The 22,793-nt window shown below is 64.5% G+C and carries 23 protein-coding genes and 2 pseudogenes; 12 read left to right on the top strand and 13 right to left on the bottom strand.

The features are described 5' to 3' along the window. Together BLW38_RS14650 and BLW38_RS14645 are read right to left on the bottom strand one after the other, a co-directional pair. Positions 1-213: helix-turn-helix domain-containing protein (locus tag BLW38_RS14650; RefSeq protein WP_177167534.1), on the bottom strand; the 213-nt coding region annotated here is incomplete at its 3' end. 114 nt (positions 214-327) lie between these two features. Continuing rightward, positions 328-1,038, bottom strand: coding sequence for a PAS domain S-box protein (locus tag BLW38_RS14645; protein WP_177167533.1), 711 nt, complete (start codon positions 1,036-1,038; stop codon positions 328-330). 201 nt (positions 1,039-1,239) lie between these two features. Between BLW38_RS14645 and BLW38_RS14640 the strand changes: the two genes are divergently transcribed. From BLW38_RS14640 to BLW38_RS14625, 4 genes are all read left to right on the top strand, one after another. Next, entirely contained in the window at positions 1,240-1,731 is a 492-nt protein-coding gene (locus BLW38_RS14640; protein WP_092817940.1) for a DUF309 domain-containing protein, read from the top strand. 70 nt (positions 1,732-1,801) lie between these two features. Beyond that, complete coding sequence (locus tag BLW38_RS14635; RefSeq protein ID WP_092817939.1) at positions 1,802-2,605, top strand: M14 family metallopeptidase; 804 nt, start codon at positions 1,802-1,804, stop codon at positions 2,603-2,605. A 106-nt stretch (positions 2,606-2,711) separates the two neighbouring features. Further along, on the top strand, positions 2,712-3,488 hold the full coding sequence (locus BLW38_RS14630; protein ID WP_092817938.1) for a DUF7117 family protein: 777 nt from the start codon (positions 2,712-2,714) through the stop codon (positions 3,486-3,488). A gap of 65 nt (positions 3,489-3,553) precedes the next feature. Beyond that, on the top strand, positions 3,554-3,787 hold the full coding sequence (locus BLW38_RS14625; RefSeq protein WP_092817937.1) for a DUF7385 family protein: 234 nt from the start codon (positions 3,554-3,556) through the stop codon (positions 3,785-3,787). A 92-nt stretch (positions 3,788-3,879) separates the two neighbouring features. On the opposite strand, the gene BLW38_RS14620 is transcribed toward BLW38_RS14625, so the two are convergent. Then, on the bottom strand, positions 3,880-4,773 hold the full coding sequence (locus tag BLW38_RS14620) for a tetrahydrofolate dehydrogenase/cyclohydrolase catalytic domain-containing protein (protein WP_092817936.1): 894 nt from the start codon (positions 4,771-4,773) through the stop codon (positions 3,880-3,882). A gap of 206 nt (positions 4,774-4,979) precedes the next feature. On the opposite strand from BLW38_RS14620, the gene BLW38_RS14615 reads away from it, so the two are divergent. Together BLW38_RS14615 and BLW38_RS14610 are read left to right on the top strand one after the other, a co-directional pair. After that, entirely contained in the window at positions 4,980-6,539 is a 1,560-nt protein-coding gene (locus BLW38_RS14615) for a Na+/H+ antiporter NhaC family protein (protein WP_092817935.1), read from the top strand. Further along, the gene (locus BLW38_RS14610) at positions 6,536-6,814 is read left to right on the top strand and encodes a DUF7513 family protein (protein WP_092817934.1); all 279 of its coding nucleotides are present in this window, start codon (positions 6,536-6,538) and stop codon (positions 6,812-6,814) included. Before BLW38_RS14615 ends, BLW38_RS14610 begins: the two co-directional genes overlap by 4 nt. A 48-nt stretch (positions 6,815-6,862) precedes the next feature. On the opposite strand, the gene glyA is transcribed toward BLW38_RS14610, so the two are convergent. Beyond that, positions 6,863-8,110: a serine hydroxymethyltransferase gene (gene glyA / locus BLW38_RS14605; RefSeq protein ID WP_092817933.1), complete on the bottom strand. Its 1,248-nt coding sequence runs from the start codon at positions 8,108-8,110 to the stop codon at positions 6,863-6,865. Positions 8,111-8,211: 101 nt separating this feature from the next. After that, entirely contained in the window at positions 8,212-8,691 is a 480-nt protein-coding gene (locus tag BLW38_RS14600) for a VanZ family protein (protein WP_143040913.1), read from the bottom strand. Positions 8,692-8,762: 71 nt separating this feature from the next. Here BLW38_RS14600 and BLW38_RS14595 point away from each other — a divergent pair, with 71 nt between their 5' ends. Together BLW38_RS14595 and BLW38_RS14590 are read left to right on the top strand one after the other, a co-directional pair. Then, positions 8,763-9,161 (top strand): DUF5778 family protein, encoded by a 399-nt coding sequence (locus BLW38_RS14595; protein WP_092817931.1) that lies wholly within the window; start codon positions 8,763-8,765, stop codon positions 9,159-9,161. A gap of 15 nt (positions 9,162-9,176) precedes the next feature. Next, the gene (locus BLW38_RS14590; RefSeq protein ID WP_092817930.1) at positions 9,177-9,932 is read left to right on the top strand and encodes a CocE/NonD family hydrolase; all 756 of its coding nucleotides are present in this window, start codon (positions 9,177-9,179) and stop codon (positions 9,930-9,932) included. Between the two features lie 30 nt (positions 9,933-9,962). Here the strand turns inward: BLW38_RS14590 and cmk are convergent, their stop codons facing one another. The 3 genes from cmk to BLW38_RS14575 form a co-directional block, all read right to left on the bottom strand. Beyond that, complete coding sequence (gene cmk / locus BLW38_RS14585) at positions 9,963-10,577, bottom strand: (d)CMP kinase (protein WP_092817929.1); 615 nt, start codon at positions 10,575-10,577, stop codon at positions 9,963-9,965. A gap of 412 nt (positions 10,578-10,989) precedes the next feature. Further along, positions 10,990-11,499 (bottom strand): Lrp/AsnC family transcriptional regulator, encoded by a 510-nt coding sequence (locus tag BLW38_RS14580; protein WP_092817928.1) that lies wholly within the window; start codon positions 11,497-11,499, stop codon positions 10,990-10,992. A 152-nt stretch (positions 11,500-11,651) separates the two neighbouring features. Next, entirely contained in the window at positions 11,652-12,980 is a 1,329-nt protein-coding gene (locus tag BLW38_RS14575; RefSeq protein ID WP_092817927.1) for an aminotransferase family protein, read from the bottom strand. A 181-nt stretch (positions 12,981-13,161) separates the two neighbouring features. Here BLW38_RS14575 and mmsA point away from each other — a divergent pair, with 181 nt between their 5' ends. Continuing rightward, positions 13,162-14,637: a CoA-acylating methylmalonate-semialdehyde dehydrogenase gene (gene mmsA, locus BLW38_RS14570; RefSeq protein WP_092817926.1), complete on the top strand. Its 1,476-nt coding sequence runs from the start codon at positions 13,162-13,164 to the stop codon at positions 14,635-14,637. Between the two features lie 327 nt (positions 14,638-14,964). Then, positions 14,965-16,134, top strand: coding sequence for a M20 family metallopeptidase (locus BLW38_RS14565; protein WP_092817925.1), 1,170 nt, complete (start codon positions 14,965-14,967; stop codon positions 16,132-16,134). Between the two features lie 26 nt (positions 16,135-16,160). Here the strand turns inward: BLW38_RS14565 and BLW38_RS14560 are convergent, their stop codons facing one another. Continuing rightward, positions 16,161-16,886 (bottom strand): M20 family metallopeptidase, encoded by a 726-nt coding sequence (locus tag BLW38_RS14560; RefSeq protein WP_245710255.1) that lies wholly within the window; start codon positions 16,884-16,886, stop codon positions 16,161-16,163. Here BLW38_RS14560 and BLW38_RS14555 point away from each other — a divergent pair. After that, positions 16,804-17,613: pseudogene (locus tag BLW38_RS14555) on the top strand (amidase family protein); the annotation flags it as partial. The gene BLW38_RS14560 and the pseudogene BLW38_RS14555 sit on opposite strands and share 83 nt — an antisense overlap. Before the next feature lie 50 nt (positions 17,614-17,663). On the opposite strand, the gene BLW38_RS14550 reads toward BLW38_RS14555, so the two are convergent. After that, complete coding sequence (locus BLW38_RS14550; RefSeq protein WP_092817922.1) at positions 17,664-18,050, bottom strand: tautomerase family protein; 387 nt, start codon at positions 18,048-18,050, stop codon at positions 17,664-17,666. Positions 18,051-18,663: 613 nt separating this feature from the next. After that, a complete protein-coding gene (gene citE / locus BLW38_RS14545) occupies positions 18,664-19,716 on the bottom strand; it encodes an L-malyl-CoA/beta-methylmalyl-CoA lyase (RefSeq protein ID WP_092817921.1) in 1,053 nt (350 codons plus the stop codon). Between the two features lie 599 nt (positions 19,717-20,315). Between citE and BLW38_RS16025 the strand changes: the two genes are divergently transcribed. Then, positions 20,316-20,711: a hypothetical protein gene (locus BLW38_RS16025; RefSeq protein ID WP_143040912.1), complete on the top strand. Its 396-nt coding sequence runs from the start codon at positions 20,316-20,318 to the stop codon at positions 20,709-20,711. An 81-nt stretch (positions 20,712-20,792) separates the two neighbouring features. Here the strand turns inward: BLW38_RS16025 and BLW38_RS14540 are convergent, their stop codons facing one another. Both BLW38_RS14540 and tnpA read right to left on the bottom strand, forming a co-directional pair. Then, on the bottom strand, positions 20,793-22,178 hold the full coding sequence (locus tag BLW38_RS14540) for an RNA-guided endonuclease InsQ/TnpB family protein (RefSeq protein ID WP_092817920.1): 1,386 nt from the start codon (positions 22,176-22,178) through the stop codon (positions 20,793-20,795). Next, positions 22,175-22,606, bottom strand: a pseudogene (tnpA, locus tag BLW38_RS14535) (IS200/IS605 family transposase). The gene BLW38_RS14540 and the pseudogene tnpA overlap by 4 nt, the downstream one beginning before the upstream one ends. Between the last annotated feature and the right edge of the window lie 187 nt (positions 22,607-22,793).

Raw genomic sequence — 22,793 nt, 5'->3', positions numbered from 1 at the left:
TTTGGAGTTGACCTCCGAGAAGATTGAAAATTCGTCTTTCCAGTCGGGCAGTCTGTAGTGGTGTTTGTACGCAGAGCCGATGTCGTCAGCATCGACGTTTTCGTACTCGTACAGGGTGTAGTTGTACGCTTGGCGATGAATGTCGATGTGATGTTCCAGTTCAGCCGCTCCCTTTTGTGTCGGGTATGCAGGGTAGCGGTGACTGTACTCCATCGCGGTCTTTCGGTTAGGGATGTTTCGGGTTAATGGTTTGTACTGTCGTGCGGCGGTTCATCCCCTCCCTACTCGCTCACTGCGTTCGCTCGTTGAGGAAGGGGCATTCTCGCCTCAATTCTGGTAACAGGAGATTCCCCACTCCGCGTATCCCGTCCGGTCGGTTTGATCCGGGGCGTCCCGTGCGACATCCCCGAGTACCAACGTCTGCTCGTCGCTGGCCGCGAGTTCGCAGTTCGTTGCCGAAAGGGGAACGACGTCGCCCGCCTGAATGCTGTCGTCGTCGGTATCGACCACCTCGAAGACGTAATCCGATCCGTCGATCCGTGAGAGCGTTCCGTAGGCGACCTCCAGTTCGTTCCGACCGACTTCGAGCAGCGCATGCACCTGCTCCGTGAACTCGAGGTCCCGATCCGCGATGATCTCGTACATATCGCGAAGCGCGCGCTCACGAGCTTCGATCCGTTCGCGTTGGCGGATACGTTCGGTCTGGTCCCGTCCGAGACTCGCGATCGCGAGGGAGCCATCCACCGAGACCCGATGAGCGTTGAACGCATACGGGACGTGGTGACCGTCTGCCGCGACGATGTCGGCTTCGATCGTCGCCTCTCCGGTCCGGAGCACCGTCGTGATTATGGCATCGATCCGGTCGGCGTCGGCCGCCGCGAAGAACGCGTCCGCGGTCAGTTCCGTGATCTCGTCACAGGAACGGCCGGTCACCTCAAGGACGGCCTGGTTCCATTCGATGACGGCTCCCGACTCATCGAAAACGAGGAACAGATCGTCGAGCGCATCGAGAAACGCGTCGCCAGGCGGATGGCTCACAGGTCGATCACTACGGGTAATAATGGCCGGACAGTCTCTTAACGGTTTCCCGTACGCCGCTCCGGACTCGAGGGCGGAATCCCGTGGAAACGGCCCTCCCGACGGCGGCTGAGCAACCGATGGTGCTCGGCGGCGACGAAGGCCCGAGGCAGGCCGCCGCCTCCCGCAGCGTTTACGCCGATCGACCGCCACCGTCTCGGTATGGACGAACACACCCGGGACCCGGGTGTCGCGCCGCCGCTTGGCAACCCGACCGGGTGGCGATACGGGGACCGCGTCTGGGAACACGCGACGCTCCGGCGGGCGACCGAACACGGTGTGCGGCTATTCAATGCGGGCGCCTACCACGAGTCCCACGACTGCTTCGAGGACGAGTGGTACAATTACGGCGCTGGGACGACTGAGTCGGCGTACCTTCACGGGATGGTGCAGGTTGCAGCGGGCGCATACAAACGCGTCGACTTCGACAGCGACAGTGGAATGCGGTCGCTCTTCGAGACCGCGCTCGAGTACCTCCACGGCGTCCCCGAGGACTACTACGGCGTCGACGTCGCGGACGTTCGGGTCACGATCCGGGGGGCCATCGAGGATCCGGCGGCGATCGACGACTGGCGGATCACGATCGACGACGCCCGTCCGGACGCGTATCCGGCGGACTACGAATACGCCGAGACGCTCGAAAACGGTCCGTAGGAACCATACGTTCGGAGCGGAGCGACCGCCGGACCGATCCCCACTTATTCGCCGGGCCGATAGCACCGGTATGCGCGTCGTCGAACTCGGAGACGGTCGCCCCGAGATCGCGGTTGTCGCGGCGATCCACGGGGACGAACCCTGTGGCTCCCGCGCGGTCGATCGCCTCCTCGCGGACGAGGAGGAGTACGAACGGCCGGTGAAGTTGATCATCGCCAATGAGGAGGCGTTGGCGGCCGGGGAGCGCTACCTCGATGCGGACCTCAATCGGTCCTTTCCCGGCGATCCCGACGCCGAGACCCACGAGGGGCGGCTCGCCCATCGGCTCACCGCCGAGCTGACCGGGTGTACGACCCTCGCGCTCCACTCGACGCAGTCGTACGCCGAGCCCTTCGCGGTGATCAACACGATGGACGAGGTCGCCCGGGGCGTCGCCCCACACCTTCCCGTCGAGGTCGTCGTCCAGACCGACGCCTTCACCGAGGGACGGCTCATCGAACATCCGCACACGATCGAGGTCGAATGCGGCCTCCAGGGCTCGGATGAAGCCGCCGACAACGCCTACTGGCTCGTCCGTGCGTTCCTCGCTGCGACGGGCGCGCTGTCCGCACCCGGAGCCGATAGCGTGGTCGACGCCGGCGGTCGCGAGGACGTCGACGTCTTCCGATTGGCCGACCGGATCCCCAAGCCGCCGGCCGAGGAGTACGAGGTGTTCGCGCACAACTTCCAACGCGTCGAGGTCGGCGAACGCTTCGCGGCCGCCGACGGCGAGTCGATCGTCGCGGAGGAGTCCTTCTACCCCGTCCTGCTGTCAGCGTATGGCTACGAACACGAGTTCGGCTACGCCGCCGAGTACGTGGACACGTTCGGATGAGGACGGGCCCGCGAGGATCGGCCCGCCAAGTGAGAACCGGTCCGCGGGAAGCGGACCGAGCGCCGGGTGCGCAACCATTTAGGGCTCGCCCGGCAACCACCGAGCGATGAAGGTCCGCGGCGAACGCGAATGTACGTCCTGCGGGACGCAGTGGTCCTACTACGAGACCGGCGAGGTCGCGTGTCCCGAGTGCGGGAGCGTCCGGAGCGTCGGGATCTCCGAGCGTCGCCGTCACACCGACTCCCCGGCAACGCTCGAGTTGACGGCCCATCGCGCCCGATTCGGCGAGGCGACCGGAGCGCTCCCGTCGGAGGGCGTCGACGACCTCAAGCGCGACCTCCGCGAGTACGTCCGCAAGCGTGGGTTCATTGACGGTGGCGAGCTGCAGGACCTCGACGACGAGGTGCTCCTCGCCCACGAACTCCTACAGGCCGTCGACCTGGTCGATCGCCTTCCCGATCTGGACGGCCGTGACCGCGAGTATCTCCTCCGTCTGCTGAGCTGCGCGGACGAGGGCGACCGACCGACACCCGGTGACGTCCCGCCGAACCTCCACCCGGCGCGCGGACTCGCAGCCGTCGAGGCCGTCGAGGCCTACCGGGAGGACCTGCGGACCTACCTCGACGATCTGGCGGCGGACGGAACGGACGGGAGAAACGACGGCAGCGAGGAGGACGCCGATCGCGACCTCGAGACGGCACACGACGTTCTCGAGTCGCTTCGTGACCGGAGCAAACGCATCGAGTCCCTCCAGGGAGACGTCGACCCCGAGACCGCGGAGACGCTGGTTCGGGCAGCCGACGACCTCGGTCGGTACCTCCGAACCGGCGAGCCGGACGCGCTCCAGGGCGCACGCAGCCGCCTGTCCGACCCCGTCGTGTGAGGCGGTTCCGTCGACACACGATCACCCGCCCTTTTTACTCACCGCGGTGCACACGTCCTGAGAGAATGCCCACCCTCGAGTTCGACGTCCACGACCACCGCCATCGGCTGAAGCAGCTGCGCAACGCCGGCGAGACCGAGCTCTACGAGAACCGCGATGGCGTCACCTGTCCGGCCTGCGGCGAGCCGTTCACCCGACTGTTCATCACCGAACGGGCGACGACGACGTTCCCGGAAACCGACGGCTCGCGGTTCTGTCTGGGAAACGGATCGACGGGGATTCACGTCTTTCGACACTGAGTGGGCCGGACGCCGATCGGTCATCGGATCAGGGTCGTTGTGAGTCAGGAGAGCAGTGAGTCAGGAGAGCAGTGAGTCAGGAGAACTGTGGATCAGGGCAGCTCGACGTCGACGTCCGTCTGCAATCCGGCGGCCTTGACGGTGTTGTACAACAACATCGCGCGGGTCATTGGGCCGACGCCGCCGGGGACCGGCGTGATCGCGCCGGCGACGTCCGCCGCGGAGTCGTACGCCACGTCACCGACGAGCTCGGTCCCCTCACCGTCGTCGGTTTCGACGCGGTTGACGCCGACGTCGATGACGGTAGCGCCCTCCTGAATCATCGAGCCGTCGATGAACTTCGGGATCCCGACCGCGGCGATCACGATGTCGGCGTTTCGAGTGTGGGCGGCCAGGTCCTCGGTCCGGGAGTGGCAGACGGTGACGGTGGCGTTCCCCTGCGGGGCCTTCTGGATCAGGAGATTGGCCATCGGCTTGCCGACGATGTCGGACCGGCCGACGACCACGGCATCGGCGCCCTCCGTCTCGACGTCGTGGGCCGCGAGCAGCTTCAGGACGCCGTGGGGGGTACACGGTTTGAACCGGGCGTTGCCGGCGACGAGCCGACCGACGTTCTCGGGATGGAACCCGTCGACGTCCTTCGCGGGGCTGATCCGGCGGAGAACCTCACGCTCGTCGACGTAGTCGGGAACGGGCAGCTGGACGAGAATCCCGTGGACGGCGTCGTCGGCATTCAGCTCGTCGATCGTCGCGTAGAGCTCCTCGGCGGGTGCCTCGGGATCGACCTCGACGTGGATGCCGTCGATGCCGACCTCCTCGCAGTCGCGCTGTTTCATCGAGACGTACGTTTCGCTCGCGGGATCGTCGCTCATCAGGACGGTCGCCAGTCCGGGCTCGACGCCCGCGTCCGTGAGCGTCTCCACGCAGTCGGCGATCTCCGTCCGGATGTCGGCCGCGACGGCGTCGCCGTCGATGACGTCGGTCATACGCACGTTTCGAACGAGCGACGGTAAAACGGCTCGGGATCGACGTGCGATCTCGACGGCGATACGGCCGGCGAACGTGCGACCTCGAGGGACGTGCCACCTCGACGGTGAGACGCGTGCCGACGCGTGAATCGAAGGGGGACGCCAGGTCCCGCCGCAAACTCACACCGAACCGTTTAGTCACCCGGGGTGTGATTCGGGGTCGTATGGACGAAACGACGAGCGAGGATCCGACCGCGGAGTTCGAGGGAGTGGGCTCGTCGGAGGGCCCACGGCTCGAGTTCTACGGCGGCCGGGGTGCCAGCGCGGCCCCGATCGTGTTCTTCGTCGGCTGGGCGATCGTTCAGACCGCCCTGTTGCGCGTGTCGGATACGACCGGACTGGTTGCGGGAATGTTGATCGGGCTCATCCTGGGAATGTTCCTCGTGAAGGGCTCGTGGAGCGACTACGCGAACACGATCTTCGAGGGGATGACCCAGCCGGTGGCGGTGACGGCCATTGTGGCGTGGATGTGGGCGGGGATGTTCACGGAGACGCTGCAAGCCGGCGGGTTCGTCGGCGGGCTCGTCTGGGTCGCCGACGTCGCCGGCGTCGGCGCCACCGCCTTCCCGGCGATCACGTTCGTTCTCGCGGCCGTGCTCGCGACCGGGATCGGAACGGGCTACGGCACGAGCGTCGCGTTCGTCGGTCTGTTCTTCCCGGCGGGGATCCTGCTCGGCGCGAACCCGACGCTCACGTTCGGGGCGATCCTCTCGGGGGCGATCTTCGGCGACAACCTCGCGCCGGTCTCGGACACGACGATCGTCTCCGCCGTCACTCAGGACGCCGACATCGGCGGCGTCGTCGCCTCGCGATTTAAATACGCGATCGTCGCGGCCGCGATCGCGTTGCCCGCGTACGTCGTCGCCAGCGCGCTGTTGCCGGGACTCGATGTCGCCGGCGATCCACGGGCGGTGCTCGTCCAGGGTGCCAACCCGGTCGCGCTCGTTCACCTCCTCTCGATGGGCGTCGTGATCGTCGCCGCGGTCGTTGGGCGCCACATCGTGGAGGCGATCTCGTGGGGGATCGTGCTCGCGGTCGGATTCAACTTGATGGCGGGGCTTTCCTCCGCGGCCGACATCCTCGTGTTCCGGGCGCCCGCCGACGCACCCGCGGCGGACGCGCTCGCGGGGCTCCCGATCGTGGAGATCGTCTCCGACCCGAGCGCCGTCGGCGTCGGAGGATCGATCTATGCCGGCGCCGCGGGGTTCTTCGCGCTCTCGATCCTCGTGTTGTTGATCATCGCGGCCGCCCAGATCATGATCCGCGGCGGCGCCTTCGAGGCCGTCCTCGAGTGGTCGATCGACACCCTCGCAACGAACGTGCGCAACGCCGAGTTGACGATGGTCGGGACCGCCGCGCTCGTCAACGCCGCGATCACGATCAACACCGCCGCCGAGATCGCCATCGGCCCCTACATCGCCCGGATCGGCGAACGGTTCAACATCAACGGCTACCGGCGCGCGAACATCCTCGACGCCCAGACGGCGGCGCTCGGCTACATCTTCCCGTGGTCCGGCGGCGTCCTCGCGGGCTACTCGGCGATGGTCGGGCTGCCCGATACCTTCCCATGGTTCGAGGCGGGGATGCTCGTGAACCCGGCGGAGGTGTGGCCGTTCGTCTTCCACGGCTGGATCCTCGTGGCGGTGTTCATCGTCGCCGCGATGACCGGCTTCGGTCGTGAATACGTCATCGACCGCGAGAGCGAGGAGGTGGCGCGCGTATGAGCGTTCTCGAGAAGTTCCTGGCCGGGTGGTCCTTCCGGACGACCACGCCCGCGCTCGAGCCCGGAACGACGGTGTCGGTCTTCGTCAGCGGGTACGACCCCGCCGAGGGGGTCGGAACCGCCCTGATCGGCGATACGCGACTGCTCGTCGAGGGGATGGACCCGGACGCGATCGACGATCAGGTCGCCGTCCGCGTCACCGAGTACGACCCGGAGACCGCGACCGGCCGCGGCGAGTTCGAGGCGGTCGTCGGCGACAGTTCCTACGACGTGTGAGGGGACGACGCTTCGAAGGGGGAGACGTTGGAGGGAGTTCGGGGGGTACTACTCGTATATCGGGTGGGCGTCGCAGAGCTCCTCGACGCGCTCGCCGACCTCGTAGATGACGTCCTCGGAGTCGTGATCGTCGACGACCCGGTAGATCAGGTCGGCGACCTCCTCGACCGCCTCGACGCCGAAACCGCGAGTCGTGATCCCGGCGGTGCCAGCCCGGATCCCGGACGGGTCGAAAGCCGAGCGCGTCTCGCCGGGCACCGTGTTCCCGTTGAGAACGATGTTCGCCGCCGCCAGCGCGTCCTCGGCGTCCCCGCCGCTGAGGTCGGGGTGGGACTCACGCAGGTCGACGAGCACGAGGTGGGTGTCGGTCCCGCCGGAGACGAGCGAGAGGCCGTGGTCGGCGAGCCGGTCGCCGAGAGCCTGGGCGTTCTCGACCACCTGTTCGGCGTACGCCTGGAACTCGGGGTCGAGCGCCTCGCCGAACCCGACCGCCTTGCCGGCGATGTTGTGCATCAGGGGACCGCCCTGGCCGCCCGGGAACACCGCCTTGTCGATCGCGTCGGCGTGTTCGTCCCCGCACATCACGATCCCGCCGCGGCCGGCGCGGATCGTCTTGTGCGTCGAGCCGGTAACGAAGTCGGCGATCCCGACCGGCGAGTCGTGGACGCCGGCCGCCACGAGCCCGGTGATGTGTGCCATATCGGCGAGGTGGTAGGCGTCGACCGCGTCGGCGGCCGCCTGAATGCGGTCCCACTCGACCTCGCGCGGGTACGCGGAGTAACCCGAGACAACGATGTCGGGGTCGAACGATTCGGCGAGGTCGCGGAGCCCCTCGTAGTCGATGGTGCCGGTCTCGGGGTCGACCTCGTACTGCTCGACGTCGTAGAGCTGCCCGACGAAGTTGGCCGGATGGCCGTGTGAGAGGTGCCCGCCGTGGGTGAGATCCAGCGACAGGATCTTGTCGCCGGGGTCGAGCATCGCGAAGTAGACGGCCTGGTTGGCCTGGGTCCCCGAGTGCGGCTGGACGTTGACGTGTTCGGCGCCCCACAACTCCGTGGCTCGATCGATCGCGAGCTGTTCGACGTCGTCGGCGTACTCACAGCCCGCGTAGTAGCGGGATTCGGGATACCCCTCCGCGTACTTGTTCGTGAGGACGCTGCCCTGTGCGGCCAGCACGGCCTCGCTCGCGTGGTTCTCGCTCGCGATCATCGCAAGCGTCCGTTCCTGCCGTTCGAGCTCGCCCTCGAGCGCGTCCGCGACCGCGGGATCGGTCTCACGAACCTGGTCGTAGTCCATATTGAACTCCCTGAGTGACACCACAATAAGCCTGTCCGTCCGGCCGGAACCGTGACACGTTCCCTCGGGAAACTGACCGATCCGACCGATCCGAACCACGTTCACCGACGAACGGCTCGACGCAAGACCCGGCCGACGGAGTCGAGGACGACGCCGACGCCGGCGCCGACGGCGTTGATCCCGGCATCGACGAGCCCGCCCGACCGCCACGGGAGCGGCACCTGAAGGACCTCGATGACTGCCCCGTAGCCCGTCGCGAGCACGACCGCGGCCGCGAGGACGGCGACTCGTGACCAGCCGACGGACGCTGCGGTCAGCACTCGGCGACAGGAAACCGCGAGGGCGCCGTATGCGATCAGGTGGCTCACGAGGAAGGGATCGAGACGCACAGGGAAGGGATCGAGGCCGAACGGAATCGGACCCCCACCCGGATCGCCGCCGGTGAGTCCGCCGTCCGGAACCGGAACCAGTGAGGCCGCGAGGACGACGATCGCGAGGATCACGAGGACGTCGAGGCCCCTCGGTCGGTACCGACGTCCCAGCAGTGACGCGACCGTCGCGGGTCGGCCGTCCCGGTCCATCGATCCGTCTCGATCCATCGATCGGGGATCGGATCGCCACCCGTTTATCCGACGCGATCGATGGGACACCAATGAGCGACACGCTGACCGACGACCTCTATCAGCGCACGATGGCGCTGATCGAGCCCGGAGACATCGAGCTGATCGGCTGTATCGTCCACTCGCGGTACGACGGGCAGTCCGACCTGGAGATGCACGAGCTGACGGTCGCGATCAACGACGTGATCGCCGAGGCGGCCGGAACGGGCGAGACGTACATCGAAGCCGGCAACGACGACACCGACTTCTCCTCGAACCAGTTCCAGGGTCGCACGCTCGCGGACGAGGCGTTCGTCTGGGAGTGCCAACAGCTGCTTCGGGACGGAACCTTCGATCTGGTCTTCTATTACGAGGCTGACGCCGACCAAGAGGCGATCGTGGACGGGATCGAGGCGCTCGAGGGCGTCGAGAGCGTGACGCCGGTTCCCTGACCCGACGGAGACACAATGGTGAACGACGTCGACGTCGAGCCGGAAACGGTCTTGATCCCGGGTGGCCGGGACGTGCGAGCGAGCCACGACCGTGCCCACGCGGGCAGGGACGCGGCCGCCTGCGTGGTCGCGTGCCCGCCCCATCCCGAACACGGCGGAACCCGTCATAACGGTCACCTCCAGGCCGTCTCGTCGGTGCTCCGGGACCGGGGCGTCGACTGTCTCCGGTTCGATTACGGGGACTGGGACGGCGGTCCCGGCGAGTTGGCCGACGTCGAGGCAGCGATGGCATGGGCACGCGATCGCTACGACCGCGTCGGTCTCTTCGGCTACTCCTTCGGCGGCTGTCTCGCGCTCGTGGCCGCCGCGGACGCCGATCGAGGCGAGCTCGTCGCCGTCTCGGCACTCGCACCGGCCCGACGGGTGGCGGACGGGATCGACGCGGTGGCGGCGATCGACCGGATCGCCGTCCCGCCCCAAGTGGTCTATGGATCGCGGGATACCACCGCGGAGTGGGAGCCCGTCGTCGAACGTGCGCGGGCGCTCGAGACCGGAGGATCGGATTCGGAAGCGGCAGGGGCGGCGTCGACGGGGTCGGACCCGGCGGCGGAAGCAGATGCGGGGGAGGGGGCGACGTGGTCGGATCCCACGGAAGCCGGAAGCGACCACTCGGCGGTCTCGCTCACCGAGATCCCCGCGGACCACTTCTTCGTGGGGCAAGCCGACCGGGTCGGAGAGACGATCGGGTCGTGGCTCGCCGACCGGCTGTAGTCACCGTCGATCGGGACGGCTGGCCGGGTCTCACACCTCGAGGTTCGGGGTTGGGATCGCGCCCTCGTCGTCCGTGGGATCGTGCTCGTCGATCGCCGCGAGAACGATCGCGAGCGTTCCGTCCGCGCTCCACCGACCCGTGTTGATCGCGAGGTCGTAGATCGACCGGTCGCCGACGTCGATGTCGTAGTAGGACTCATAGCGTTGGGCCTCGATCACCTCTCGAACCCGCATCTCGGCCGACAGCTCCTCGCGGTCGGCGGTACGGTCGATCCGGACCTCCTCGGGCGCGTCGAGCCAGATCCGGAGGTCGGCCCGGTTGCCGGCGATCCAGCCAGCCAGCCGCGACTCGAGGACGAACGCCTTGTTCGCCGCACCCCACTCCTCGGCGATCCGCTGAAGCCGGCGATCGAGCTCGCGGTCGAGATCGTCGGACTCGCCCGCCTTCGCGACCAGCTGTGAGAGGCTCATCCCCCGATCCTCGGCGATCGACCGAAAGATCTCCCCGCCGGAGACGTATCCACAGTCGAGAACCGCCGAGAGCTGCTCACACAACGTCGTCGCACCACAGCCGGGCGGCCCCGAAACCGTGATGAAGAGGTTGCTGTCGATGCGTCGATCGGGTGCCGGATCCGTCGTGGTCATCCGAGTGGCGTCTCGCGCGCGAGACGGGTAAGGATGCGGGTACCGACGAGGATACGGATGGAGGGGGCGAACGGGAACGAGGACGATCTCGGGAGGGAAGGGACGAACGGGAGACCCATAATATATACATAATCTATACGTTAACATAATATATCATAATCATCAAATGAAGGAACAAATGACGGGATCCAACTGACGAGCGTTTCCGTCCAAGAGCGTTAAACGGACGGTTTATAACGTCCACCGGTAATACAAACGACGGTCACAGTCGAGCACAACGACATGGTAGATATCATATAGTTCGTTAAATATAAAACAAAATATTAATAAACATCATTGGCATATAGCGGATAATCGCCATCGATCACTACCGACCGCGAACCCCCACTGGCGGGAGCGTCACGCCCGGCGATCACTCCTCGACGAGTTTTGATCGAGCCGCATCGGGGAGGTTGTCGACGACGTCGGTCCCGCTCGTGACCTCGTCCATCACGAACCGCGAGGAGGTCTCGTTGACCCCGTCGATCGCCACCATCTCCTCGATCACGGCGTTCATCTGTGACCGATCCTGCACGCGGGAGACCACGACGAAATCGACGTCTCCCATCGTGTAATAGACCTGCTCAACCCCCTTCACGCCGGCCAGATCCGTTCCGATGGTATCGGAGTAGCCCTGCTCGTGGGTGACGGAAACCTCGGTGAGTGCGACCATATCGAGACCGAACGCCAGCGGGTCGAGATCGGCGGTCACGCTCCGGATCACGCCGGCATCCTTCAGTTTGTTCAGCCGGTAATGGACCGCCGACTTCGAGAGGTCGAGCTGCTGTGAGAGCGTATCCAGGCTCACGTCGAAATCCGACTCGACGCACCGCAACAGCTCGATGTCCATCTCGTCGAACCGGCCGTCGCTCGAATTCGACATACTACGCGTTCGGGACGGCGTAACATAAATATTTTCAAGATACCCGCGTTCGTTCGGACAGAATCCCGTTATATCGCGATACCTATGACCGTTATTCGGACAGTGTCCGAATACCGGGGACGGGCGGGGACGGGCGGGGACGGTCGGGGCTCTCAGGCGATCATCGCGTCGTCGGAGATCTCGAGTGCGGCGTCCAGCGACGCGATCGCCTCGTCGATCTCCGACTCCGTGATCGTCAACGGCGGCGCGATGATCAGCGTGTTGATCATGTTCGCGACGTACGTTCCGTTCTCGTAGGCGGCGGCGGCCACCTCGTCGACGACCGTGCTCCCCTTGCCGACCTTGTCCTCACGCTCGCCGAAGGGTACGCGTTCCTCGGAGTGTTTCGTCAGCTCGAGCCCGCGGAAGAGCCCGACGCCGCGGGCCTCGCCCACACTCGGGTGGGCGTCGGCGAGCTCCTCGAGCTGCTCGCCGAGGTACTCGCCCGTCTCGCTGGCGCGCTCGATCAGGTTCTCCTCCTGGTAGGTCTCGATCGCCGCGAGGCCGGCCGCACACGCCACCGGGTGGCCCGCGTACGTGTGGCCGTGGGTCAACATGTTGTCCTCGAAGTGGGCCGCGATCTCCGGCGTCACGATGGTCGCGCCCAGCGGCTGATAGGCGCCGGTCAGCCCCTTCGCCATCGTCATGATGTCGGGGGTGACGCCGAAGACGTCGCTGCCGAACCATTCGCCGGTGCGGCCGAAGCCGGCCATCACCTCGTCACAGATGAGCAGCGCGCCGTGGTCGTGGGCGATCTCCTTGAGTCGCGGAAGGTACTCCTCGGGCGGTACGAGGATGCCGTTCGATCCGACGATGGGCTCGACGAGCACGGCGGCGACGGTGTCGCCCTCGAGCATCAGCATCTCGTCGATGTACTCGAGGCTCTCCATCGGGTCCATCGTGGATCCGTACGCGTACGGGTCCGGAGCCTTGATCGCGCCGGGAATGCCGGGTTCGGCGGCGAGCCGGCGCGGGTCGCCCGTCACGCTGATCGACCCGTACGTCGCGCCGTGGTACGAGCGGTACCGGGAGACGATCTTGTCCTTGCCGGTGTAGAACTTCGCGATCTTGATCGCGGCCTCGACCGCCTCGGTCCCGCTCGTCGAGAAGAAGGTCTTCGTGAGGTCGCCCGGCGTGACCTCCGCGAGCTTCTCGCCGAGGCGTGCGCGCGCCTCAGTGGTGTAGTTCGGCGCAACGTACGGTACGGAGTCGGCCTGATCCGCGATCGCCTCGGATACCCGGTCGGCGGCGTGGCCCAGGTTCGAACACATCAACTGTCCGGAGAAGTCGATGAAGTCGTTGCCAGCGGCGTCGGTGAAGCGAACGCCGTCGGCGTCGACGATCTGAGTCGGGTCGACCTCGCTTTGATACGACCACGTCCCGAAGACGTGTTCCTTGTCGATCCGCTCGATCTCGGTTCGGTCATCGGTCGGGTCGGACATAATGTATCCACCGTACGCAGGGCTATTTGATTAATCTTTGCACGAGATGTCGCATAGGAGCACAACCTCCGAGGTTCGACCGTTCTTGTGGAACTTTTCCGACTAGATCGGATATACCACGTATATCGTCCATCAAACGAGGAACGTTTATAACCCTCCGGTGTGATGGTGTAGCAAACACATGTCGAGTCAGACAGAGCTTCAGTACGGCACGGTGGAGAACTACGTCGGCGGTGAGTGGACGACGCCGACGGTGGACGGCGAGAACGTCACCAATCCCGCGACGGGTGAATCGATCGCGCGCGTCGAGTACAGCTCGGCGGACGAGGTCGACGACGCGGTCGCGACCGGCCAGGCGGCCTTCGAGGAGTGGCACCAGCGCCCGGTCGAGGAGCGGATCCAGCCGCTGTTCGAGTTCAAACAGCTGCTTGAGGACCACCAAGACGAACTGGCGGAGCTGCTGGTCCAGGAGCACGGCAAGACCTTCGGCGAGGCGAAAGGCGAGCTGCGTCGCGGCATCGAGAACGTCGAGGTCGCCTGCGGGATCCCCTCGCTGATGCAGGCGGGCCACGTCGAGAACGCAGCGCCGAACATCGACGAGACCGCGGTTCGGAAGCCGCTCGGCGTCTTCGCCGCCGTCACGCCGTTCAACTTCCCGGGGATGATCCCGCTGTGGTTCCTCCCGTACGCGGTGGCAACCGGCAACTCGTTCATCCTGAAGCCGAGCGAACAGACGCCGCTGACCGCGGAGTACCTCTTCGATCTCATCGATCGGGCGGGCTTCCCGGACGGCGTCGTCCAGCTCGTTCACGGCAGCGTCGAAACGGTGAACACGATCCTCGAACACGACGGCATCGAGGGCGTCTCCTTCGTCGGGAGTACGCCGGTCGCACAGACGATCTACAAGAAGGCGGCGGCCAACGGCAAGCGCGTCCAGGCGCAGGGCGGCGCGAAGAACCACGTGATCGTGACGGAGTCCGCGGATCTGGAGTTCGCCGCGAAGAAGACCGTCGGGTCCGCGTTGGCCTGCAGCGGCGAGCGCTGTCTGGCGAACGACGTCGTCGTCGTCGAGGAGTCGGTCTACGAGGAGTTCGTCGACCTGGTACAGGCGGAGGTCGAACGGCAAGTCGTCGGCAACGGACTCGACGACGACACGACGATCGGCGCGCTCATCTCCGCGGAACACGAACAGCGCGTCCGCAACTACGTGGAGACGGGCGTGCAGGAAGGTGCCGAGCTGATCTACGACGGCCGCAACGAGACCGTCGAGGGCCACGAGGACGGCAACTTCCTCGGGCCGTGTCTGTTCCGTGATGTGACCTCGGACATGGTGATCTCCCGGGAGGAGATCTTCGGTCCGGTCCTCGGCCTGATGTCCGCAAGCGGCATCGACGAGGCGATCGACGTTATGAACGAGAGCGACTTCGGGAACGCGGCGAGCCTGTTCACGGGCAGCGGGTCCGAGGCCGCGAAGTTCCGCCACCGCGCGGAAGCCGGCAACCTCGCCGTGAACGCGGGGACGGCGGCGCCGATGGCGTTCTTCCACTTCGGCGGTCAGAAGGACTCGTTCTTCGGCGACCTGCACGCGCAGTCGGAGGACGTGGTTCGGTTCTACACCGACGAGACGGTCTACATCGAGCGCTGGCCCGACGCCTAACGCGTCCGCGACGCCGAGCGGCCGCCGCCGATCCAGTCGGTCTATGAGGGAGGCTCGTGGCGACTCACCATCCCTCAGAGGGACCGTCAGTATCCGTCGAGTTGTCAGTTGTAAATCCATATATCAAATATAACGTGTCAAAATATGTGTAAAGCATAATATATGGGGGACGATCGAGGAGAATGACGTATTCTCCGATGACATAGGGTGTATAGAACGTAGACGTGTTCGTGGACGGGATTGAAATACCATAATATAGTATATAATCACTTCATAGTATATGTTATATTGAATAATTCTTTTGCGTGTCGACGTCGAACGGAGCCTATGGCCGAAGCGACAGCTGAGGACGAGCTGCGATCGCTGATCCGGGACCTGGTCCGGATCGAGACCGAAAATCCGCCCGGCAACGAACGGGCGTGTGCCGAGTACATCGTCGAGTGGTTCGACGACCGGGGGCTCGACGCCGATCTCGTCCGGGAGCCGTACGCGGATCGGCCGCAGGTGGGCCTCCGAGTCGGGGAGGGCGATCCGACCCTCGTGGTGAACGGTCACATCGACGTCGTGCCCGCGGGCGATCGATCGGAATGGACCCACGATCCGTACGGCGGGACGGTCGAGGACGGGCGGCTGTACGGACGCGGCAGCGCCGACATGAAGGCCGGCGTGGCGGTGGGAATGGCCGCGACCGCCGCGCTCGCCGAGGAAGTGGAGTCGGGCGACCTCGACGGATCGATCGTGTTCCACGCGGCGATCGGCGAGGAGACCGCGGAGCCGGGGACGCGGACCTTGCTCGAGTCCGGCTACGACGGCGACTACGGGATCGTGCTCGAACCCACCCAGCTGCGAGCTGCGACGAGCGAGAAGGGGCTCGCCTGGTACGAGATCACGGTCGCCGGCGATCCATCCCACGCGAGCCACCCCGACCAGGGGACCAACGCCGTGCTGGCGGCACGGCCGGTCCTCGACGCGCTCGCCGAGTACGACGAGCGCATCCGGGAGCGTGAGGACGATCTGGTGGGCAACGCATACGCGACCGTCACGATGGTCGAGGCCGGGACTAAGGAGAACGTCGTTCCCGAACGGGCGACGATCACCGTCGATCGCCGGTTCCTCCCGGCGGAGGACGTCGACGAGATCGACGCGGAGATCGACGCCCTCCTGGAGGAGGTCGCCCGCGAACACGGCGTCGACGCCGCCTGGGAGCGGACGCGCACCTACGAGTCCGCCGCGATCGACGTTGACAGCGAGTTGGCGACCGTGATCCGACGGCACTCCGCGGCGGCCGCGAACGCCGACACCGACCCGTGGGGGATCGAGGCCTCGACGGACGTCCGCAACTTCGTGAACGACGCCGAGATGGAGGCGATCACGTGGGGACCGGGCGACCTCGCGCAGGCGCACACCTACGACGAGCACATCGAGCTGACGAACGCGGACGCCGGGCTCGAGGCCCTGGTCGGGGCCGCAGGCGAGCTGCTCGAAGCCGATCGGTAACTGGACAGTCGCGTCCGTAACGGTCGTTACGGCTCCCGCTCGAGGAGATCGTCGACGGCCCTTCCAAGCACGTTCAGGCCGACCGTCGCCGACTCCAGATCGACGTGTTCGTCGAACGTTCCGGCCTGGGAGACGTCACCGGGGCCCCACACGACCGAGTTCGTCATCCCGCCCTCGTTGACGAGATTCCGGAAGTCACACGACCAGGGCGCACCGGCCGGTTCGGTGGAGACGTCGACGGCTGCCGCGCCGTGGCTCCGAAGGACCCGCGCGGTCGGATTGTCCACATCGGTCTCGGCCGATTCATACAGCTGCGTACGTTCCCAGTCGATGTCGAGCCCGTATCGGTCGGCGACGTCCGAAAGGACCTCGTCGATCTCCCCCGAGACGTCCTCGATCGACCGAGACGGCGAGAAACGGCGATCGATCGTGACCGTGGCCTGCTCCGGAATAACGTTCTCCTTCGTTCCGGCATCGAGTCCGGTCATCGAGGCATACTCACGTCCACAAAGCGGGTGATCACGCTCACGAACACGCGCATCATAGTCCTTGAGTGCCTCGAGGACGGGAAGTATGGTTGGGATCGGGTTCGTCCCCTGATCGGGATAGGCGGCGTGTTGTGGCGTCGTCGGCGTCAAGCCGACCCACGGGGTCGTTCCGCGGCACGGCTTCGTCTCGTTCGCGCCGTCCCTCGACACGATCGGCCCGCTCGCCAGGGACGTCGAGACGGCACGACGCGCACTCACGGCCATCGCCGGCCCGGATCCGCGAGATCCGACCGCGAGTTCCCGAGAACTCCCCGCCCGCGGTATCGACGACACGCTGTCGGAGGACGGGACGCCGTCCGGGACCGTCACCGTCGGCCTCCCGACGTCGTTCTTCGAGGCGTCGGACGACGTCGTCTCGGAGTCGGTCCGCGACGCCGTGGCGGCTGCGGACGTCGAGGCGACGCCGGTCGAACTCGATCGCGGGGCGATCGAGGAGGCGTACTTCCTCGTCGGCGCGGCCGAGTTCGTCTGGTACCTCGATCAGACCGGCGTCGTCCGTGGACAGGGGCCCGACTACACGCCGGCCATCCGATCGCTGCTCGCGGCGGTCAAGGAGGCCGACCTCGGCGACCACGTCGCCTCCCGGCTGCTCGCGTCCGCCTTCCTCGACACCGAGACGGACGGCGAGGCGTATCTCGCGGCACGGCAGGAAGCGATCGCGTTCGGCGAGCGCGTGCAGGACGCACTCGCCGACGTCGACGCGCTCGTGATGCCGACCCTCCGAACGCTCCCGCCGACGCGGGGACGGATGGAGACGACGGCGGACCTGTTGACGCTGCTGGGGAACACGGCCCCGTTCAACCTCGCCGGAAGCCCGGCGACGGCAGTCCCCGTCGACACCGTCGACGGGCTCCCGGTCAGTGCGCAGGTCGTCGGCGCCCACTTCGACGATCACGTGACGATGGCGATCGCCGACCGGCTGCAGTCCTGATCCGGTGCCTCGCCGATCGACGGTGGCGGGTCGACCTCACCGGGCTGGGCTTACTGGTCGGCCTCATCGGGCGACCAGTCCTCACCGACGCGATCGGCACCCATCAGCTGGTCGCCATCGTGTTCGGTGAACACGATCTTCCCGTTGGGCCGCGGCACCGCCCATTCGGCGGCCAGCCAGTCGATGACCGCGAGCGCGAACGCTCGACGACGCTCGAACGACCGGCCGCGGCGAACGTCGGCGTCGAGGACGGCCAGGGGCCCCTCGACGGCGCGGCCGAGGGACATCGCGGATGGGGGATGCTCGCGGATCGTGACCGCGATGTGGCCGGTCGAGGTCCGCATCTCCGCGCCGTATATGTCGGTCACCGCCTCGGTGAACGCCCGTCGATCGGCGGCGGTCGGATCTGCGGTCGTGTCGAGAGCGAGATGGGGCATCGTTCGGGAATGTCCGGAGCGAGGCATAAATGATTCGGTAAGGATACACATACCACGTCGATCAGTTCGGAAACGTCGCTGTTCGATGAGGGGCCGCCGTGGGCCATCGATCAGTGCGTTCGACATCGTAGAACGGATGTGGGTAGCGATCACGGTGACGTGTGGACGGCCTCCGACCCGATCGAAGCCGGAGGATCAACGGTAACGCTGGACGAGTGAGGGATGTCAACCGCCCGAATCGCGTGGTGTCGTGGGATACAGGACGTGTATCGTTCGTGCAGTATTGATTACACACATAGAGCTGTAATTGTAGTGGGATGGACGGCGGAAGCGATCACGAGGGGATGGGGTGGGGACGGTTCAACCATCCACGCCCGGGCTCGTTCGACCATACGGAAACCAAGATCGCCGACGACTGGCGAGAAGTCGGTCGATAGCGACGAAACGAGCGGAGTGCTCGTATACACCGTTCCGCATCGTAGAATAATAGTCGGAACGACGGCGGTGCCGAGCGACATATCCGTGACATACCGACGGCGACGACCGATAGGAGACGACCAACGGCACTGACCGGTGGGGGACGACCAACGGCGGTGGCCGACGGAAGAACGGCTCAACGGGTGAGATCGAGATCGAGCGCCCGTTTCAGCAGGTCGTCGTCGTAGTACGCGTCCGTTTGTGCCGGATGAATCCGGTCGATCGCGCGAACGCGACGGATCGTGTTGTGGAACCCCTTGAGGCTGGCCTCGTCGACCATCCGGCCGTCGATGACGACCGCGCCGGTGCCGCCGCGTTTCGCCCGGTTGTACCGTTCGATCCGGTCGACGTCGCGTTCGAGCGCGTCGGGGCTCGGCATATGGACCGTGTTGGCCTGCACGGTCTGGTTTGGATGGAGCGACCAGGACCCGTCGATCCCGATCGCGGCCTCGTGTTCGAGGCGATCGACGTAGGCGTCGCCGTTGTAATAGGTCACGCCGGCCCGTTCCGTGAACAGGTCGTCGAACGGGCCGCCGATCGAGAGGAGACCGGCGGCGCTCGCCTCGTTCGAGAGCGCCTCGAGGGTTCCGTCCCACCGCGGCCGGTCGCCGAGATCGCGGCTTCCGAGATCCGCCGCGTAGTCGAGCGGTCCGAACGCGATCGCGGCGAGCCGGGAGTCGGCGCCGAACCGGGCGATCGGACGCAGGTCGGACCGGGCTCGACTCGTCTCGACGACGACCGTCAGGTCGAAGGTCCTGGGCTCGTAGCCGTGTGCCGCCTCCACCTCGGAGACGACATCCACGGCACGTTCGACGTCCGGCCGGCGACCGACCTTGGGAACGACGAACCCGTCGATGTCGTCGCCGGCGCCGGCGACGAGCGCGTCGATCTGGTCCCGGCCCGCGTCCCGGACGGTCTCGTCCAGATGGCTCCACTCGACGCGCGGCCAGACCTCGCCGTCGACGTCGTGGGACGGAACCAACTCGACGACGTTCTCGACGCCCGCACGTTTCGATCCCGGTGCCGTGCCGTCCTCGAGATCGGGCACGAGCCAATCCGGCGCACGAAACCCCTCGGCCGTCAGGGCGGATCGAAGGTACTTCGCGGCGTCGTCGGGTCCGGCGTCATCCGTCGAGACGGCAGCCGGTGCGGTCTGAAACGTCCGACACAGGCGAATATCGTCGGTCATCTGTCTGTCTCCGGTTGTGGCGAGTTACCGTGTGGTTAGAACCCTTTCGGAACCGACGCCGAGGGAGACGGCGACGTCAACGGGGCGATGAGCAATCGATCCCGCTGGAACGAGTACAATATATAGAATCCATATACATAAAAGTAAAACGGTAATAATGGAAATTGCTCGGCCGAATTCCGTGACGAGACGGCATCCATCGAACGGTGGATGCGACGACCACGAAAGACAAATATATTCGGTGATTGGAACTAATTTTGAATATATAGTCATATATTCGGTGGTAAATGATACTTATATCGAGATCGGGAGCGTTGCTCCCGGATGAAATCAGTAATTAGCTAGATAGTATGGAATGCGATCTCGTGAGATACAGGCGGGTACCCACAGTATCGATAATAATATGATATATTAGACAACAACTAGATATAGTATTTATTATACAATATCAGTATGGCTCACTCCAGGTTCCCCGATGATGATCCCTGCGGCTCCCGGCGGTGGGTACCCATCGGCAGCCGATCCTCGCAGCGCAAACACGCTTGGAGAACTGCCGCCTACGGGATAATCAATAAGTCCCCTCTTCGGAACTAACAACTATGTCTTCGTCATCCTCGGACCGTGGTTGGGTTGTGCCGTTTCCCAACCCTGTATACGTTCTTGCAGTTGTCATATTTGCACCAATTCTTCTACTAATATTCCTTGTAACCAACACGAACGCGCTTAAGCGAATCGGCATCGCTTACGTTGTTTTTGTACGGAAAACATTCGGTTGGGCAGTAATAATTAATATAATAGTTGGAACTACTTTGACGATAGTTGCAATACCGTTTAATATTATTGATGCTATGGGTGTTGGAAGTTTATTGACGCTATCTTTCGTGGCCCGATTGCTTGCTCTCATCGGGGTTGGAATCGCAGGTATATTTATAAGTAAATGGTTAGTGAAAAACAGGAGAAAAGTTGTAGGTCCTCCACTGATATATAGTGGATAACGTAGTATTGGTGGACAAGACAACAAGGGTGTGCTTGACATCCTCCCCGCGCTAAAGCGCGAGGATTCCTCCGTTGGGGGTTCAGCTACCGACCCACGGGGCAACTTGCGGGTTTGTGCGCACTTCTTTGGGACTTTCGTGAGGGTGTGGTTTCCCCGACCAGTCGTGGTCGTCCCACTCGAATCGCACGGGCCGTGCCATCGGCCTGATTTCGCAATCGCTGTTTTCTCGAAGGAACGTCTCTGACGCCGTGAGGTCGGCGTGTCCCTCGAAACCGCACGGACACGTCAGCGTATCCTCGTGGCGAATCGTCTTCTCGTGGTCGCCACACTCGGGACACGTCTGACTCGTCCACGCTTCCGACTCGGCTTCGAGGCTGATGCCGTACTCCTTACAGACACACGCGAGACGGTGGATGAACTTCTTGAACGCCCAGAAGTTGTGCGTCTTCTCGTTCACCCTGACCGACCAGTGCGTTTCCAGCACGTCGGTCAAGTCGCCCACGTACACCGTCGCCACGCCCTCGTCGTATAGCCGTTCAACGAGGTCGCGCACCAGCGCGTTCTGTGCGTGGTCACGGCGCTTCGTCCGCTGTCGGTACAACCGTCGAATCCGCTTCGAGGAGTAGCGTTTCTCACAGAGTCGTCCGGAAGACTCCGTCTTCCGTGATTCCGAGAGACTTCGTCTCTCGGGCAATTTCGACTGTAGGCGAGCGATTTCGTCGGTCGTCTCGCGGAACCGTCCGAACAACTCCCGACCGTCGTAGAGATACTGGTTCCCAGTAGTCGTGGAACAGGCGACGAGATTGTTCGCTCCAACGTCGAGGGCGGCTTCTTCCGAAGCCAGTGGTGAATTCCGAAAACGCTTCGCGTTTTCGACTTCAGGAAAATCTTCGATTTTCCGTGAATCCAGTCGAGAATCAGGTACGGTGACTGGTTGAAATGCCCTGAACGTGTCGCTAACCTCGTCGTATTCGAGTTCCAGACGACCCTGTTTGCCGTCCCACTTCGGGTTGCCTCGGACTTCGAGGTGGAGTCGTTCGTGGTAGCCGAGTCCGTATTCGTCTTTCAGTTCTTGCCCGACAGGGATTTCGAGACGGCTACGCTTGCCCCACTCAATCGTGTACTGGTTGTTGCGGATGTAGGTACGGAGTTCGCGTCCGTCCTCCTCGTTGCCCCAGTACGACGGTGGGTTGGCGTACTCGCCGTTCTCCTTGAGGGCGAAGAACGACCGCCACGCTTCGCTGTTCTTGCGCGTGACCTGTTGGACAGTCGCGCTTCCGACGACACCGTTGTAGCGTCCTCGGTACTCGGAAGTGTCCCACACGTCGCCGTCACCGAAGTAGTTCTGACGACGTTCGTAGGTCAGTTCGTTCCACAGAGAAGCGGATGCATCGAGTAGACGTAGGAGGCACTCTTTGTCGTTCTCGGTCTGTGGTATGACCTCGAAGGTGTTGACGCGCTTCATGCGTCGCCACCCTCCTGTTCAGCGATGTAGCGTTCGACAGCGCCCTTCGAGGCACTGCCCGCCGTACCGACGTAGTACGAACGAGTCCACTTCACGCGGTCGTCGTACCGCTGGTTGTACTTCCGCGCAGAGATGCCCTTGACCCAGTTGACGATGAGCGACGGGGCGTTCTTCGGTGGACTCCCGATGAACAGGTGTACGTGGTCGGGCATGACCTCGGACTCGGCCAGTTCGAGGCCCTTATCCTCACAGATTTCCGCGAAGATGGTTTCGAGACGTTCCTTCGTCTACCCCGTCAGGTGCGAACGCCGATACTGAGCGGAACCCTGTTCCGCGAGGTCAGCGGGACCTCCGGTCCCGCCCGATTTCGGCACGAACACTATGTGGTAGTAGAGTTCGTATTTCGCGTGACGGGTGCTCTTTACAATCTATGCATACTATCACGGTCGGACGGCTTAAAGATTGCGTTGGAACCCCGTCTATACCATCGTTGGCGGTTGAATACTGTTGGTCGGCTTCATCCCCGTCGCCAGACTCCGTCTGGCGGGCAACCAGAACGCAGAGCGTTCTGGTGACGCCCTGAAGGGCGAGGCTTTCGCCTCGAATTTTCCGTAA

Source organism: Halopenitus malekzadehii (assembly GCF_900108505.1).
Taxonomy (GTDB): Archaea; Halobacteriota; Halobacteria; order Halobacteriales; family Haloferacaceae; genus Halopenitus; species Halopenitus malekzadehii.
Note: the sequence above shows the minus strand (reverse complement) of the source record. Positions and strands in the feature narration are given on the sequence as shown.